At 51.6% G+C, this 16,748-nt stretch carries 16 protein-coding genes; 6 read left to right on the forward strand and 10 right to left on the reverse strand.

Features of this window, described 5'->3' with window-relative positions; genetic code table 11:
* Window positions 1-39 precede the first annotated feature (39 nt).
* The 3 genes from ACO0K8_RS20225 (at window position 40) to ACO0K8_RS20235 (ending at window position 3,504) form a co-directional block, all read left to right on the forward strand.
* Window positions 40-879, forward strand: coding sequence for a phosphate/phosphite/phosphonate ABC transporter substrate-binding protein (locus ACO0K8_RS20225; RefSeq protein ID WP_422948458.1), 840 nt, complete (start codon window positions 40-42; stop codon window positions 877-879).
* Between the two features lie 3 nt (window positions 880-882).
* Window positions 883-2,742, forward strand: coding sequence for a sensor histidine kinase (locus tag ACO0K8_RS20230; protein WP_422948459.1), 1,860 nt, complete (start codon window positions 883-885; stop codon window positions 2,740-2,742).
* A 207-nt stretch (window positions 2,743-2,949) separates the two neighbouring features.
* Window positions 2,950-3,504, forward strand: coding sequence for a hypothetical protein (locus ACO0K8_RS20235; protein WP_422948460.1), 555 nt, complete (start codon window positions 2,950-2,952; stop codon window positions 3,502-3,504).
* A 107-nt stretch (window positions 3,505-3,611) separates the two neighbouring features.
* On the opposite strand, the gene ACO0K8_RS20240 is transcribed toward ACO0K8_RS20235, so the two are convergent.
* A complete protein-coding gene (locus tag ACO0K8_RS20240) occupies window positions 3,612-4,364 on the reverse strand; it encodes a phytanoyl-CoA dioxygenase family protein (RefSeq protein WP_422948461.1) in 753 nt (250 codons plus the stop codon).
* A 207-nt stretch (window positions 4,365-4,571) separates the two neighbouring features.
* Between ACO0K8_RS20240 and ACO0K8_RS20245 the strand changes: the two genes are divergently transcribed.
* Window positions 4,572-5,789, forward strand: a complete 1,218-nt coding sequence (locus ACO0K8_RS20245) for a 6-phosphofructokinase (RefSeq protein ID WP_422948462.1) — start codon at window positions 4,572-4,574, stop codon at window positions 5,787-5,789.
* Window positions 5,790-5,987: 198 nt separating this feature from the next.
* Window positions 5,988-6,644: a YcbK family protein gene (locus ACO0K8_RS20250; protein WP_422948463.1), complete on the forward strand. Its 657-nt coding sequence runs from the start codon at window positions 5,988-5,990 to the stop codon at window positions 6,642-6,644.
* Between the two features lie 36 nt (window positions 6,645-6,680).
* Here the strand turns inward: ACO0K8_RS20250 and ACO0K8_RS20255 are convergent, their stop codons facing one another.
* Both ACO0K8_RS20255 and ACO0K8_RS20260 read right to left on the reverse strand, forming a co-directional pair.
* Complete coding sequence (locus ACO0K8_RS20255) at window positions 6,681-6,956, reverse strand: hypothetical protein (protein WP_422948464.1); 276 nt, start codon at window positions 6,954-6,956, stop codon at window positions 6,681-6,683.
* 162 nt (window positions 6,957-7,118) lie between these two features.
* On the reverse strand, window positions 7,119-8,921 hold the full coding sequence (locus tag ACO0K8_RS20260) for a DUF885 domain-containing protein (protein ID WP_422948465.1): 1,803 nt from the start codon (window positions 8,919-8,921) through the stop codon (window positions 7,119-7,121).
* A 438-nt stretch (window positions 8,922-9,359) separates the two neighbouring features.
* On the opposite strand from ACO0K8_RS20260, the gene ACO0K8_RS20265 reads away from it, so the two are divergent.
* Window positions 9,360-10,415, forward strand: coding sequence for a 3-deoxy-7-phosphoheptulonate synthase (locus tag ACO0K8_RS20265; protein ID WP_422948466.1), 1,056 nt, complete (start codon window positions 9,360-9,362; stop codon window positions 10,413-10,415).
* A 51-nt stretch (window positions 10,416-10,466) separates the two neighbouring features.
* Here ACO0K8_RS20265 and ACO0K8_RS20270 read toward each other — a convergent pair whose 3' ends face one another.
* From ACO0K8_RS20270 to ACO0K8_RS20300, 7 genes are all read right to left on the reverse strand, one after another.
* Complete coding sequence (locus ACO0K8_RS20270; RefSeq protein WP_422948467.1) at window positions 10,467-11,954, reverse strand: cytochrome P450; 1,488 nt, start codon at window positions 11,952-11,954, stop codon at window positions 10,467-10,469.
* 305 nt (window positions 11,955-12,259) lie between these two features.
* Window positions 12,260-12,676: a TIGR02594 family protein gene (locus tag ACO0K8_RS20275; protein ID WP_422948512.1), complete on the reverse strand. Its 417-nt coding sequence runs from the start codon at window positions 12,674-12,676 to the stop codon at window positions 12,260-12,262.
* A 176-nt stretch (window positions 12,677-12,852) separates the two neighbouring features.
* Entirely contained in the window at window positions 12,853-13,095 is a 243-nt protein-coding gene (locus tag ACO0K8_RS20280; protein WP_422948468.1) for a hypothetical protein, read from the reverse strand.
* A gap of 507 nt (window positions 13,096-13,602) precedes the next feature.
* Complete coding sequence (locus tag ACO0K8_RS20285) at window positions 13,603-13,905, reverse strand: low molecular weight protein tyrosine phosphatase family protein (RefSeq protein ID WP_422948469.1); 303 nt, start codon at window positions 13,903-13,905, stop codon at window positions 13,603-13,605.
* A 149-nt stretch (window positions 13,906-14,054) separates the two neighbouring features.
* Complete coding sequence (locus tag ACO0K8_RS20290; protein WP_422948470.1) at window positions 14,055-14,645, reverse strand: O-methyltransferase; 591 nt, start codon at window positions 14,643-14,645, stop codon at window positions 14,055-14,057.
* A gap of 71 nt (window positions 14,646-14,716) precedes the next feature.
* Complete coding sequence (locus tag ACO0K8_RS20295; RefSeq protein ID WP_422948471.1) at window positions 14,717-15,094, reverse strand: hypothetical protein; 378 nt, start codon at window positions 15,092-15,094, stop codon at window positions 14,717-14,719.
* Window positions 15,095-15,581: 487 nt separating this feature from the next.
* Window positions 15,582-16,181: a DUF6988 family protein gene (locus ACO0K8_RS20300; RefSeq protein WP_422948472.1), complete on the reverse strand. Its 600-nt coding sequence runs from the start codon at window positions 16,179-16,181 to the stop codon at window positions 15,582-15,584.
* Window positions 16,182-16,748 lie beyond the last annotated feature (567 nt).

Below are 16,748 nucleotides of genomic sequence, written 5' to 3' on the forward strand. Positions count from 1 at the left end.
CATTGCTTGCGCTCATCTATTATTCTCAGGAGTATAGAAATGCCTTTGCACTACTTCAAGAACTATTGCCTGCTGCTGGCCTTGGCTAGCAGTCTGTTTGCGAGTGTTAGCGCATGCGCCGCCACTTACAGCATCGCGGTGGTACCGCAATACAATGTGGCTCTGCTGCATGCCGAATGGCAACCGCTTTTAGAGCGCATTGCACGCGATACCGGTGTCACGCTAGAACTGATCTTGCAATCGTCCTTTCCCAAATTTGAACACGCCTTACTCAAAGGCGAACCCGATTTTGCCTATGCCAACCCGTATCATGCGGTGATGGCGAAAAATGCTCAGGGCTATCTGCCCTTATTGCGAGATAGCAAATCACTGACAGGCATACTGCTAGTGCGCAATGACAGCCCATATAAAAATCTGGCTGACTTAAACGGCAAAGACCTAGGTTTCCCCGCGCCGAATGCCTTTGGTGCTTCGCTGTATTTACGCGCCTTGCTGAAAAAAAAGGACATTAAATTCGAGCCAAAAATCCTCAATAGCCACGGTAACGTATTTCGTAGCATACTCAATGGTAGTGTCGCCGCTGGCGGTGCAGTCAACAGCACCTACAACGATGAAAAACCGGAAATCCGCGATCAGCTAAGGATCATTTTCCAGACACCGGGCTCAGCATCGCACCCGCTACTGGTCCATCCACGTGTGCCAGAAAAAGTACGCATGGAGATAAAAAACGCAATTTTGGAACTACAAAAAGACGCTGCCGGTTTGGCCCTGCTCAAGGATGTACGTTTGTCGCAACCGCTAAGCGCCGACTACAAGAGTGACTATCTGCCACTTGAAAAATTAGGCATAGAAAAATTTCTCGTACACGAAAAAGAATAAAGCATGCGCCTAGAATTTAATTGGCGTCGTTGTTTGCCATACCGTCTTCGTAACCAATTGTTGCTATTTATCGGCATCGCGGTAACGCTCGCCGTACTCATCGTCTCTACCGCATTTACCTACCAATCCATAAAACGGGAACGCGCTCAAATCAATGAGAATGTCGATTTTTTGGTCAAAAATATTGAGGCGGTCAGTGCCAGCTTAATCCTGAGCAAAGACAATGAAGCCTTAGAACAAATACTGTTAATGAACGCGAAATTTCCTTTGGTCGACGGCATATTAATCGTCGATACAAAGAATCGTGTCATGAGTGAAGTAGTTAAGGTAGACGGTTTCCCAGAGCCGATATTTAGCACCACGACCATCATCCCTCACTTGATCGACGATGCGCTCGACACCAAGACCGGCAAACCTGCCGAAGCTGACTGGTTCTCGGTTCTATTGCCACCCGATGTACAGCTGGAAAATTGGTATCCTATCCAGGCCGGCAGTTGGCTGGCCTCGATCCGCATCCGTTATAGTCTGACAGAACTGCACGACAGAACAGTCAAGCAATGGCAGCACACCTTACTGTATGCCTTAGCCGCAGCGCTGGGTAATTTTTTTGTTCTGGTATGGATGTTACGTACGCCGATGCGTGTATTGCAGCAAACTACCACGTTTGCCGAACATCTTAGCGAGCATATAGGCGAAAAAACGCCGGTCTATCATGGCACGCGGGAATTCTACGCATTGGGCAGCGCACTCAACGGTTTATCCGAACAACTACAGTATCAGGGTCAAGCACTGAATGAACAGGCGGCACACACCCAATCGATACTCGACAATATTGTCGATGGCATCGTCACCATCGACACGCTGGGCACCATACGCTCATTCAATCGGGCTGCCAGCCGCATCTTTGGCTACGCTCAGGACGAAGCGATTTCCAAAAACATCCGCATGCTGATGCCAGAGCCACATCGCAGCGCACACGACAGCTATTTAAAAAATTATGCCGATGGTGGCACCGCAAAGATTATAGGTAAAGGCCGCGAGGTAGAGGGTATGCGTAAAGATGGCACGCTGTTCGCTATGGATCTGGCAGTCTCGCGCGCACTTGATCACGACGAAGTGATCTACATCGGTGTGGTGCGCGACATTAGCGAACGCCATCGTCTGGATAGATTGAAATCCGAGTTTGTATCCACTGTCAGCCATGAATTGCGCACCCCCTTAACCTCGATTCATGGATCACTCAGACTGCTGGAAAGCGGTGTCGTCGGAACCCTGCCGGCGGCGGCCTTAAAACTAGTCAACCTGGCACAAAAAAATAGTCAGCGCCTGATCTTACTCATCAATGATTTGCTCGACATGGAGAAATTGGCCGCCGGGAAAATGGACCTGCAGTTGAGTATGGTCGATCTACTCAGCATCGTGAAACAGTCGATTTTAGACAATGGCGGCTATGGGCTCAATTACCAGGTGCAGTATGTTCTGGATGCTCATCCCGAGTCCTGCTTCGTGATGGCCGACGCCGCGCGTCTACAGCAGGTTTTGGCCAATCTTTTATCCAACGCGGCAAAATTTTCGGGATCGTCGCACCAGGTGAATATCCAGATAATTCTGCTCGATGGCAAAGCCAGAGTGCAAATAGAAGATCATGGCGCAGGGATCTCCGAAGAGTTTAAGGGGCAAATATTTGGCGCTTTTGCGCAAGATAACAATGGTAATACCCGCAAACAAGGCGGCACCGGACTAGGCTTAAAAATCACGAAATCGCTGGTACTGGCGATGCAGGGCGAAATCGGCTTCGACACCAAAATCGGCAGCGGCACCATCTTCTGGTTTGATCTGCCGCTGGCCGCGCCTGCAGCATAGTAAACTGCCTAGCAGTCGGCATGGGATTGACGCCATCGCGGCCTTCACTTAAAATCCGTCACACAGGTGTGAAGGGACGCCTGCCCGCAGAAGAGGCTCTCACCCTGATTCATATCTGTACCATCAATGATGGCATGAAAACTTCATTCGTACCTTAATTCGTTAGGCATCAGCGGGATGCCCGGCATAACGAAAAAGGAAGCTTTTATGTTACATACCTTGCAGACGTTTTCCCCCGTCACAGAATTAAAAACCCGCGCCCGTTTGCTGTTAAATGCCTTACGCGCCGAATCTCCCACAGTCATGCAAAACAGCGCTCGCATCGCCCGACAACAAGGCTGGCCGGTGCCGCAAGAGTGGAGCTTACACCACGCTCTCAATCTGGTTGCCTGTGAAGCCGGGTTTAGCCAATGGGAACATGCGCGTCAGACTCTGGAAGGCTCAGCGCCAGCGCCGCAGGACATGGGTACTTTCTGGTACGACAAGCAGGCACATGGCTACACCAATCACTGGTTCGCCAATTATGCCGACGCCAGGCAGCAATTAGATCTGCATCCCGACAGCTATCTGCTGCCCTACAAAAATCAATTCTTTGTCGCCGAACTGCCCTGCGTAGAGCAACTCGGTCTGGGCCAACATCCGGCTTTGTGGCAAGCGATCTCACATGATCTGGTGGCAGGCTATGGCAGTGCCGCATGGCAAACGCTGTGCGCATTGCGCTTCAAGGCAACGCGGCGCGACACTTCAGCATTGAAAAACTAAACAGAAATTTTTAAAAAGCGTGGCGCATATCCGGTGCGGCTTGCAGGCCATTATCAGGCTGTAAGCCGCATGGAATATGCGCTTGCATTCTTCAATTTAGCTGAGAACTAAATCGCGATCTCAGGCAAGCTGGCCGAACGCGTGCCGGCTAGCGGCGCATTATCGCCAGCGCGGTAAGTAAACACCATAGAGAACTTAGTCTGCGTGGTCTGATTGCAGCCAGCCGCATGAAACAGATTACTATGAAATAACAAGGTATCCCCCTGCATCAAAGGTACCGAAATCGCCTGCTGCAGCAAGGCTTGATTTTGCCCCAGATCGGCACGTAAAAACTGCGCCGTATCGAGTTGTTCGGGCTGGATAGTCCAACGATGCGAACCTGGCAGCACCAGCAAACAACCATTCTCAATAGTCTCATTGCGCAAGGCTAGCCATGCCGAGATCAGCTCGGCGCGTTGAAATTGCCAGTAACGGCTATCCCGATGCCAGCCGGTAATGCTGGAAAAACGCGGCTGTTTAGTCATGATGCAGTTGTGATGCACTTGCGACAGTGCCGCGCCCGCGCCCAATAGCTGACGCAGGGCCGCTGTTAGTTGCGCACCGCGTGCCCAATCCGCCAGCAAGGGGCTGCGTGCCACCGCCTGCAATAAACGCCTGGCAGTGCGGCCGCCTTCGGCGTCGCGTGAAGCTGGCGCGCCTGGATAGCGGGTATCCGCCTCGTACTCGATAGGGCCGGCTTCCGCCGCTAATTCCTGCTGGGCAAATGCGACCACGGCCTGGCAATAAGCGGCATCGGATAGGGCTGGCAATACCAGATAACCGTCTGTGCGAAATTGTTGTATTTGTTCAGCTGTGAGCATGGCAAAAAAAGTAAATGTCGAAACGCTATTGTGACATGCGGTCTGGATAAGCAAACAGATACAGTTATACAAAAATCGACCATAACAGAAGGCTCACCTAGCCAGCGCGAAAGCGCTTGCCCGCCAGCGTATCAAGTGGCACCATGATGGCAACATGCGTGGCAAGAGACATAACATCACCCTACAATCTAACCTCAGGAGATCAGCATGGCATCTGGAAAAATCTTGGTAGCGCAAGGCGGCGGCCCCACTGCGGTGATAAACCAGACGCTGGCCGGAGTAGTGCTGGAGGCGCGCCGTTTTCGGCAGGTAGAACGGATCTACGGTGCCCGTCATGGAGTGCGCGGCATCATCGAAGAAGACTTCGTCGATCTGACCCAAGAGACCAGCCACAATCTGGAACTAGTCGCGAATACGCCCTCGTCCGCGCTCGGTTCTACTCGCGACAAACCAGATGAAAAATATTGCCAAGAAATTTTTAAAGTCTTGCGCGCGCATGAGATAGAACACTTTTTTTACATAGGCGGCAACGACTCTTCCGACACCGTACGCATCGTCAGTCTGGAGGCGCAAAAAGCCGGCTATCCGCTACGCTGCATCCACATCCCCAAGACTATTGATAACGATCTGGTGGGCAACGACCATACCCCCGGTTTCCCGTCTGCTGCACGTTTTGTGGCACAGGCGTTTGCCGGTGCCAATCTGGATAACGCCGCCTTGCCCGGCGTCTACGTGGGTGTCGTCATGGGGCGGCATGCCGGATTTTTGACGGCGGCCTCGGCCCTGGGTAAAAAATTCCCGGAAGACGGCCCGCATTTAATCTACTTGCCGGAACGCGATTTTTCGATAGAGAAATTTCTCACTGATGTACAAGCCACCTATGCGCGCTATGGTCGCTGCGTGATTGCCGTATCGGAAGGCATACACGATGCCAGCGGCACGCCTATCCTGAGCTTATTGGCCAAAGATCTGGAGCGCGATGCGCATGGCAATGTGCAACTCTCAGGCACCGGTGCGCTGGCCGATTTACTCTGCGAAGAAATCAAAGCCAAGCTAGGCATCAAACGTGTGCGCGGCGACACCTTTGGCTACTTACAGCGCTCCTTCATCGGTTGTGTCTCGGACGTCGATCAGCGTGAGGCGCGCGAAGTCGGCGAAAAAGCGGTGCAATTTGCCATGTGGGGTAAGTGCGATGGTTCGGTGGCGATACGGCGTACCGGCTTTTACTCGGTCGATTATGATTTACTGCCTTTAGAAGCAGTGGCCGGCAAAACCCGCACCATGGAAGACGAATTTATCAGCGCCAATGGCACCGATGTGACTGACGCCTTTCGCATGTATCTACGTCCCTTGCTAGGCTCGGCCATGCCGGATGCTTTCCGTCTGCGTTTTAGCCCGGTAGAAAAAGTATTGAAGCGCTCTTAAGAAACGGCGCTGCTCTGCAAAGCAGCGCAATTTTGTGTAAAATTTGGCATTAATTATGCACCACCATAGAACTTCCGCAAAATTGTTTCCGCCAGACCTAGTGCCGCAGACTTACTTGAGTACTCATTGTACGATTGGGCGGATACCAGGAGGCTAGAGCTATTTTTGCGAAAGCGCTAACCATGCAAGGTTCACATCATGTCATCACGTCGTAGCGTCCTAAAAAAATCCCTGATACTGAGCGCAGCTGGTCTTTTCATGGGAGTGCGGACAGCGCTGGCACAAGAGCCTGACAGCAGCGAGAACACGGCCACCAAACACAAGCCACTGACACCGCCGCCCGATTTATTTGATTCGCAGGCGCTTGATCTGGATTTTTGGCTGAAACCGCGCACTCTCGATCTGGTACGCCCGGCCAGCGGCGAACGGGTGCAACTCTTGTACTGGAAGGATGGAGAAATGCTCGATTCGGCCTATCAGCAAGTCTGTCATTTATTGCGCGACGTGAATGGAAAAAAAGCCGCCGCCATCGACCCTAAATTACTCGAAACCTTATGGGCGACCCAGGCCTTCATCGCCCGCTTAGGCATGACCAAACCCTTAGAAATTTTGTCCGGCTATCGCACGCCAGAATCGAATCAGCGCCTGATCGAAGAAGGGATACCGGCGGCGCGTAAATCCCTGCATCTGGAAGGGCGCGCGGCGGATATCCGCATCGCGCATTTACACGAAGAAGTTTTGGGAGAATTAATCCAGAGCTTCAGACAAGGCGGCGTCGGTTTTTACTATCGACCTAGCGCCAAAGGCGGCTGGATCCATACCGATACTGGCCTGCAAAGGAAGTGGAAAGGCTAAACCGCAGCTGGCGCGGAATAGACCGAATTAGCGGAATTAGCGTTTTTTGCGACTGCGGTCAGCCGAATCGCGCAAGATCGTGAAGTTCCAGTCATGCTGATTATTGACACCATCACCGCTGACGATAATACGGAAATTATCATCGGCATCCTTAAGTCTCTGTCCCTTGGCGATTAATTTCTGACTCACGTCAGTACGCGCATACACATCTACTTCTACTTCTGATCCGTCAATCGCGGCCGGTGACAGCACTGCTGCGATCGTCTTGGGAGTAAAGTCGACCATATAAACCGGCATAGAAAATGCACTCATATTGCCTCCGAGAAGAGTTGATCTAATCGATTCTACTCGCCTCACCAGCTCATTTGCCACAAATTTGTGGGGGCTGATTAAAAAATTTTACGACCCTGCATAAAAAAGGCCACGCTTACGCATGGCCTTTTTCAAATAAACAACAAGCGGCTAGGCTTTAGATCATATTTGGGCTTTTACCCAGGCATGAATACGCTGCTCCAAGACATCCAGAGGCAGCGCACCCGCACCTAAAACTTCATCGTGGAAAGCGCGCAGATCAAACTTCTTGCCCAGCTTTTGGGTCGCATACTCACGCAGCGCAACGATCTTCAGCTGTCCGATTTTATAACCGAGTGCCTGCCCTGGCCAAACGATGTAGCGATCGGTCTCGCTTTGTACATCGACTTCTTCTATGCCAGAATGATCATGGAAAAAATCCACGACTTGCTGACGGTTCCACTTTTTGTAATGCAGACCGGTATCGACCACTAAACGTATGGCGCGCAGCATCTCGTCTTGCAGATGGCCGTAATAGCTATACGGCTCCTGATAAAACCCCAGCTCTTCACCGAGACGCTCTGAGTACAGCGCCCAGCCTTCGGCATAGGCGTTGTAGTTACCTTGCTTGCGAAACTCTGGCAAGCCCTGCAACTCTTGCGCAATGGAAATTTGCATATGGTGACCCGGCAAGCCTTCATGCAAGGCCGTGCTTTCTATCGGCAAGGTCAGGCGTTCGGTAAAATCACTGGTGTTGACCATCACGTGACCAGGCCGCGATCCGTCCGGGGTGCCGTTATTGTAAGAGGCACCGGCCGCTTCTTTTTCGCTAAATTCAGGCACTGCCATCACGGTCATTTTTGCCTTCGGCAAGCGACCAAACAATTGCGGCAATTTGGCTTCCATCTGCTCTGTGTACTTGGTGTACAGGTCGAGAATTTCCTGGCGTGATTTCGGATGCAGATCCGGGTTCTTCAACACGCTGGCGTTAAAACTCTTGAGATCGGCAAAACCGAGTTTTTGCGCTGTGCCCAACATCAGAGCTTCGATCCGCGCCACTTCGCGCAAGCCTAATTGATGAATCTGCTCAGGATCCATATCGGTCGTGGTCGAGGTTTTGACGCGAAATTTATAGCGTTCTGCGCCTTCCGGCAAGGACCAGATACCAACATCCTGACGCCCGTGCGGGGCGTATTCGGTCGCCACAAACCCGGCAAATTTCTGATAACTAGGCACCACCTGCGTGACCACGGCGGCGCGAATCGCTGCGCTCAGGTTTTGCTTGTCCGCCTCAGAAAAACTGGCGGGGAATTTTTTCAGAGGCTGCGTAAACGGCGAGTCGTCCAGATTAATGGCGGCGATATCTTCACATTGGCGGGCAATTTTTGTGAGCAAAAATTGCGGCGGCATCAACTTACTTTTTACGCCATTTTGCATCTGCACGGTGATCTGCTCAAAGGCCAGCGGCAAGGCTTTTAGCCTGGCCAGATAGTCTTGATAGTCTTTGACGCTAGTAAATGACAGGCGCGCCACCATTTCTGGCGCTTCCAGATGGAGTCCAGAATTTTGCAACACTGGCATCTGCCATTCTTTAAATTTGATGCCTTCTACACCGATGGCGAGCTGGCGCACCATCAAGTCTTTATTCAGTTGATCCTGAGTACTAAAACCTGTGCTGTCTATCGCCATGAAGCGTTTTAAGAAGACCGCTTCGGCGCGGGTCTCTTCATCGATCGCCGCTTGCGAAAAATCGCTGAGCTTATCGTTGTAACGCTGGTCGCCTATCATCGAGGCGAACTCAGGATTCTTGCGTAGGTTGTATTCCCACTGCTCTTTGAGCAAGGCGTTCAGCGCCTTGAGTTGGGTCTCGACCTTGCTCACTTTGCTGCTGGCTGCAGCACTAGCGGCAAAGGCCGGGGCGGATGCCTGGAGCAAGCCCAGGCTGGCAAATAAAAGGGCAATACTGGCAGTTTTTTTCAATCTCATCACTCTGTCTCCTGAATTTTTATTGACACATTGATTGCATTAGTCGAACTAGTGTTTTTATAACACCTGCCCCAACACGCAAGCCCCATGCGGCTTTGCCAGCATCGCCCTCGGAAAGGCGCAGCGCTATTGCGTATTCGGCAGGTCTATTTTTTTATTGGCAAAGTACACACAATTACTCGTCCACTTGCACCTTGGACTGCACTAGGACTACAAATAGAGCGGCAATCTCCTTATTAGTTCATTTTTTGACTAAACCTGAAACCCACAGCGGCAGACGCCCAGCCATCTCAAAAAACATTTGCTGATGCAACTGGATCAGCCAACTGCGACGGCAGAGTCTTTTAATTACAAGAGGGCAATTGTACAAGCAAACAAAAAGCTAGCATAATGTGGCTAAAATTATCCGCCCTCCTCCTTCTCTGCTAGCTGCCCGCCATGAACAGTCCCGATCTAGAAAATATTAATGTTAGTTCCTTCGATGCCATGCCGACCCCGGTCGATCTGCATGCACGCCTGCCGCTGTCTGAACGTGCCGCCAGCGTCGTCAACGAGGGCCGCGAAGCCTTGCGCAATATCCTCGATGGCACTGATAAGCGCCTGTTCGTGGTAGTTGGCCCTTGCTCCATCCATGACCCGGTCGCTGGTTTAGATTACGCGCGCCGCCTGCTGGCTCTGCAAGAAGAAGTCAAAGACACTATGCTGCTGGTGATGCGTGTGTATTTTGAAAAACCGCGCACCACCACCGGCTGGAAAGGCTATATCAACGATCCTTATATGGATGATTCTTTCCGCGTCGATCAGGGTATGGAGCTGGCGCGACAATTTTTACTCGACGTCTGCGAACTCGGCCTGCCCACTGGCACCGAGGCGCTAGACCCGATCTCGCCGCAATATCTGGGCGATTTAATTGCCTGGACCGCGATCGGCGCGCGCACCACAGAATCGCAAACCCACAGAGAAATGTCGTCCGGATTATCGACACCGGTAGGTTTTAAAAACGGTACCGACGGCGACATCAGCATTGCGATTAACGCCATTTTATCGGCCTCGCATCCGCATTCGTTTTTGGGCTTAAACGACCAGGGTCGCGTGGCTATCGTACGCACCCGCGGTAATCAATATGGTCACGTGGTGTTGCGCGGCGGCGATGGCCGCCCTAACTACGATACGGTGTCAGTAGCGATGGCCGAACAAGCCATGCAAAAAGCCAAGCTGCGCCCGAATATCGTGGTCGATTGTTCGCACGCCAATAGCTATAAAAAACCAGAATTACAACCGCTGGTGATGGCCGACGTCATCAACCAGGTCGTCAACGGCAACAGCTCGCTGGTCGGTCTGATGATAGAGTCGAATATCGTCGCTGGTAATCAAAAAATCCCAACTGATTTGAGCCAGCTTACTTACGGTTGCTCGGTGACCGATGCCTGCGTCGATTGGGCCACCACCGAAAAAATGCTCAGAGACGCAGCTGCCAGATTGCGCAGCCGCTAATCCACTGCGCTGCCGGCAGAAATTTAGTCGGCAGCAATCCTCAGGTTTTCCTCAAAGCTGGCGCGCTGCCAGCTGCATCTTCAAGCCCACCGGCGTCATGGTAAATTTCAGTAACTCTCGGGCCGGTTGACCGTCCGGCGTGCTGACGTTTTGTATCTCAAAATTGAGCAGCAATGTGGCCATCGCCATCTTCATCTCCAGCAAAGCCAGATAACGTCCCGGACAAATACGCGGACCCGCCCCGAACGGCATCGCGATGCGTTTCGCCGAGCTGGAGCTATGCGCCAGCTCGCCCTGTCCCAGCCAGCGCTCCGGTGCAAAGCGATCGGCCTGCGCGATATGCGCGTCGCTCACAGAATCGGTGCGCATCAGGCAAATCACGATGGTGCCAGCTGGCACCATCACATCGCCGACCACCGTATCTTTATGTGCCTGCTGCGGAATTTGCGGTGCCACCGGTTTTAAGCGCATGGTTTCATGCGCGCAGGCTTCTACGTAATCGAGCTGGCTCAATTGCTCTAGCGTAGGCATGCTGCTGCCAGCGCAGACGCGCCGCACTTCTGCCGTCGCCAGCGCCAGCGTCGCCGGGTTCAGCCACAGCAGATGGATCATCCACGCTAGGGTGTTAGCGGTCGTGTCTTCACCGGCCAGTAACATAGTCAAGACATTGCCGGCCACCTGGCTGTCGTCGATCCCGCTATCGGGCTGATCAGCGGCGGCGATCATCGCCTCTAATAAATTAGTCGGATGCTGATGCAAGCCAGCATCTGCCTGCATGCGCACCCTGGCCTGCGCCACAAAGCCATCGACCGCCTGCATCACCTCATGCACACTTTTCTCTAACTGCTTATCGCTGGCAGAACGCCGTATGCGCCACACCGGGACCACCGCAAAAATGCGACTGAACAAAGCCGGGAAAATTTTATCCAAATGCTGCTGTATCACATCCTGATCCGACTCCAGCGTATTCACCTCGGCCCCAAAAGCTAAGCCGGCGATGGTATCGACCGTATAGCGCATCAGATCGGCTTGCAGATCGATCGCCTGCCCGCCCGCAGCCGCTTTTTGCCAGCGCCCGCACAAGCGCTGCGCCACGCTCTGCAAAACCGGGAAATAATTTTTAACGTGGGCCGGATCGAAGCTAGACAAAACCATGCGACGCTGCCGCTTCCAGATCTCGCCATTGGTACTAAACACCCCGCCCGGCAAGCCCATCTCATGCCACATCTCTTGCAGGCGATCACTGCGCCCAAAACCCTCAGGTCTATCCCGCAAAATTTTCGCAATCAGTTCATGGTCGCCCACCACCAGCAACTTACGGCTGCCCATCCTGACCTTAAACAGCGCGCCATATTCGCGACACCATTGCTCAAACTGCAGATGCGCCTGCGGCATATCAATTTGCAAGGCATTTCCAAACAGCGGAACCGCCCGCGGCCCGGGTAAATCCTCATAGCTGCGTAGCGTAACAGGGGCAACAGGCGCGGCGGTAACGGTAGGAGCGGCGGTAGCCGCTGGGTGCATTTGTGTAGTTTCCATACATGTCTCGGTCTAGGTTTTTTTTTGTGCCCGGGCGTCTTGTTATCCCCGCTAGCAAGACCTCAGTCTAATCCTGAAACCTGACAAATAGATGCTTTAATTGCAAAATAAATTAGAGGAATTCTGCCATTACAACAAGGCCCAACCCAGCGCTATACACAATTGAAGCAAGGCATGCCCCAGCGCGCATATCCCATGCGGGTTTGCGGGCAAGCAGGCTGGAGAGGCGCATGGAATATGCGCGCTGGCAGGGTCGGCAAATGGAATTCCACACAGCACTGCAAGCAAACGATTGGGTTTAACGTTTAAAGCGCAATCGGTACCGGCCAGCGATAGCCCAACACCGACGCTGTTGGATAGAAATGCTCGCGCACTTGCTCCAGCTGATTACCGCCCAACAAATGTATCTGCTCTTGCTCTAAACGTAGAAAAAAGCCGACGTGGCCCTTCCAGCCAGCCGGGTCATCGCGCGATAGAATCACGATGCACCCCGGTATCGGCTCGCTCAAGACCTCGCCCCAGTCCAACCATGATCTGGCCAGAGCGGACTGGGTGCCAGCGATGCCCACCTGTGCGAGCGACCAATTGACAAACGAAGAGCACCACGAAGCCTTGTCATCGTAGCCTCGGATATTCGTGTGGGCGTGGTACTCGGTAACGCGCGGATTGCTCTGCCCTGGCGGGTAAGCGCTAACGCCTACTTCCGCGTAGGCGACGGACATCCATGGAGAGTGTGGCATAGGTGATTTAACGCCGAGCTACCCGGAACTGCGCACACCAGACGCAAACCAAAGAGCAAAAGATTGAAAATATACTGAACGTCAACACGCCAATATGCGCAGTTTCCGAGTTAAGTATCATGTTAAAAAATTGGATATATTGAACGCACTAAATATCATTAGAAAGGCCGTCCATATTCCTTTATTTGCCTATCAAAATCAGTCTGTAGCTCGGGGAACTCTGCAAATATTTTGCTTAAAACTTCGATTTGAATTGTTGCAATTGCAGTCGCAATAGCTATCCCATATAATTTTCGTTCTTCTTCAGAACAATGCTCTTTAAGTAGAGTTACCAAGTGTCCCATGTCGGCAGAACTTCGAAACGCTGTCACTCCAATAATACGAGCCAATTCTTTATTCAATTTATTCTCCGTGACGCGATTTTTAACGTGTTTTAATTTTCATTTTGAAAAATTAGCCGATAACTATAACGCTAGTCAAAAGTTGTTTTTCTCTGGAAAGCCTTATGCAGACTCGCTCTTATCGCGTCTAGCTAGCAAACACCAGAGACAAAAAATCGACGAAAGAGGCGCAGAGATTAAATTGCATTTTACCAATAAACTTGGCAAATTTGAATTTAATTTTCAGCCTTAAGCCTATGAGCCGCACTACTTAAGATCACCCATTGCCGCCCACGTATTGCGCCGAAAAAATTCCCGCAACAGGCAAGGCTAGCGCGCATATTCCATGCGCTTCTTCAAGCATGTTGGCCTGTAGGCCGCATGGAATATGCGTGATGGCGGGGTCGGTTTTAGATACTTGATCCAAATAAGCGACCGAGATCCATAGGAGTGCGGCGCGCCAAGTTGCCGCTGAGCTGCAGAGCGAGGCTGACCGGCAAGCGTTCAAGCAAGGCTTGAGACTGCTGCTTACACGTGGGGAAGGAAGCCCGTGACTTTAGCATGCAGCAATTTCACCAGCGTTGGCTCCATAAATCGGTAGTTGTCGGGGATATTCAGGCACAGCAGGCGCTTATCCCGCAGGTAGGGCTGGAATTCCTTGGACAGCTTGGTCTTGTGATCGCGTTCCATCACAAAGATCAAATCAGCCCACTCAACGAGTTCGGGCGTGAGCGGATTTTCTGCCCCTCGATTTAATCCGGCCGACCGGCACTCAACACCCGGATGTTCTGAGAACACTTGCTCAGCGGTTGGACTACGCCAACGGTTCATGCTGCAGATAAAGAGGACATGTTGCAAAATAGGAAGCGCTTTCACGAAAGTAGCTAACTGGGCGCGCCTGCACCGGGACGATGAACCAAGCCGCGAAAAATTAAAAAGAGCCACAGTCTATGCAGGCGGCGGCCGAATTGCGCGAGAGTTTAGTCGCTGCTGTGGGTGGCAATAAATTCACCATTGCCTATCGGGACTACCACCGACACGTAGTCTGGCAGGGACGATACCAGGGCGATGAATTCGGCAAGCTCTTGTGCATGGGAAGTCGCATTGTCGACAACCAGGCTACCGCCGCGCCGCAATACTCTTTTAATTTCTGGCCACCATGCGAGGTATTCGGAGCGCTCGGAATCAAGGAAAATGAAATCGAAACTCTCTGAGTCGGAGCTAGCAAGGAATTGCCCCGCCTCTCCATGAAATAGGTCGATAACATCGGCGAGCTCGGAGCGTCCGAATGTCGTCCTGGCCAATTCAACTTTCGTATCGGAGAGCTCGACGGTGGTCACCTTCCCACCGACAGATTTGGCGGCTTGCGCCAGCCAAAGGGTCGAGTAACCATTCGAGGTACCGATTTCCAGCACCCGCTTGGCTAGCGAAGTACGAACCAGAAAGGACAAAAACAAGCCTGTGTCGTGCGTGATGTTGAGCATACGCTGTGAACGATCTGAAGTTGAGGCATCATTCGCGCCTCCAAATGCTTCAAGTTCAGTAAGCAAATTTTGTAGCTGCTGGTTCATGGAGATTCCTTGCGTTTAAGGTTGAGGTGACGGGGTCGAAGCGTCCACGTCCGATGTTGAGTTAAATGCCATCATAAAACGTGCAGAATTAATAGATATGAGACAAAAATTGTGATCGGTATGAGAGCACGATATTTTTCAGCCGCATCACGTAAAACACGGTCATTCGTTTCACCAGTTCTCCAAATTAAGTTGAAAATATCTAGGACTCCAAAAAAACCATACCGAAACCCCGCGGTAAAAGCGTATATAGCGACTAAAAGTATCCATGCATAAAACATGGGCATCACAAGCACACCGGTAAGCGGGAAAAATAGGAGAAATTTAATCGGAAATTTCCACGCTAATATCCAAGGAGCTGCCATAGCAGTAATCCCAGCGAATACAGAAGCCACTATGGCTCCAAACATTCGTTCAATTGTTGATGGTGTTTCGTCGATACGCTTCATTTGAAATTTAACGTCGAAAGTGGGTGGACCGCAACGGCGCGCTCAGCATTGAAGAATGGCGACAACTATGGAGCCGTTGTGGGTCCATTCGACGGCCCCGTTAGATGCTCCATCAGTAGATACACAAAGACTTAGAAACACTGCTGACTACTCCATCTTTTATTTCCACACCGCATCGGCAAATTAAGTTCAACCCACTTACGCCCACTCTAACCCGGTCTTCAATAGAAGCACGATACCAGCCGCCACTCTCGATGACCAATTGTTCAAGTTGTTGTCTCGCCATTCCAACATGTACGGCACTACATATCTTTTCGGACTTCGACGATGCGAACGCATCAGTCACGGCTCCAAAAATGAAATAGCCTATGCCGATAGTGCAAAGAGCGATTGCGACGCAGATAATCGACTTTTTCACCGGCACCTAACGTTGAAATAAGCGAAGGGCGAAGGGCAAAGCCCTTTGACTGTCCGCTTAATGGAAGGGTTAGACGACACTTGGCAGAGCCTTAATCTGAACGAGCACAAGTTGCGCCAGCTCGTCATCGTGTGCAACCTGCGTGACTCCAATAACTGCAAGCGAGCCTATAAGCTCGGCAAAGAACAGAACTTGCGCAACTTCTTTCGGTTCGTATGAGGGCTCGATAGAAGTTTCAGTATTCCATCGCTGAACTTGCAGCCCTCCTGTATGGGTAAAGCTGCAGAGGGCGCCCCAGTGTTCGCGCTTGATTTGTGAAAGAACTCCTTCTGAGAAGCTGGGTGTACCCTCAAGCTTCTCAAGCAGGACATCGATTCCTGGAGGATTGTCTCCGGCCCAGAACTTTGCTACCTGCTCATCACTGGCACATAGCGCTAGCCACATTCCTCTGACATAGCTCTCCAACGAGACGCGAAGAAGCGCGTAGGCGGATGCGTTCAGCTTGTGGTCGATTAACAAGACGATGGAATGATGGTGCTCCTGTGCGATCCCCAAGCAGGCAACTGCAGCACGAATCTTCGGTGCGGCAGAGATCTCTTTGTTGTGAAGTGCGGCGCGCAGCCACTCGACATGGTTGAAGGCGATTTCGATTCGCTCAGGTGTAATCATGTGGGGACTAACTTGTTCTAATTTTCATTTGGAAAAATTAACCGATAACTATAAAGCTAGTCAAAAATTGTTTTTCTCTGAGGAGCTGCAAACTAGCTCTTATCGCGTCTAGCTCGCAAACATCAAGGACAAAAAATCGACGAAATAGGCGCAGAGATTAAATTGCATTTTACCAATAAACTTGGCAAATTTGAATTTTATTTTAGCCTTAGGCTGATGAGTCGCGCTACTTAGGATCGCTCATCGCCATTGGCATATTACGTCGTCAGAAATCCCACAACAGGCAAGGCCAGCGCGCATATTCCATGCGCTTCTTTAAGCATGCTGGCCTGCACGGCGCATGGGATATGCGCGCTGGCGGGGTCGTGTTTTTTGGTTTGCTGTTACTTAGTCTTACGTGTACTTCTGTCGTTATTGTCCGATTGCCGACCTGAAGTAGCCCGGTAACTACTCTGTACACGCAATACTCAGGCACTTCGAGTTACGGCAAACCGGTGTTGTTTTTGATTTGGTTTTTGATTTGGTTTTTGATTTGGTTTTTGATTTGGTTTTCCGCATGTGGCGCTG

The organism is Undibacterium sp. Ren11W (assembly GCF_049340485.1).
Classification (GTDB): Bacteria; Pseudomonadota; Gammaproteobacteria; order Burkholderiales; family Burkholderiaceae_D; genus Undibacterium.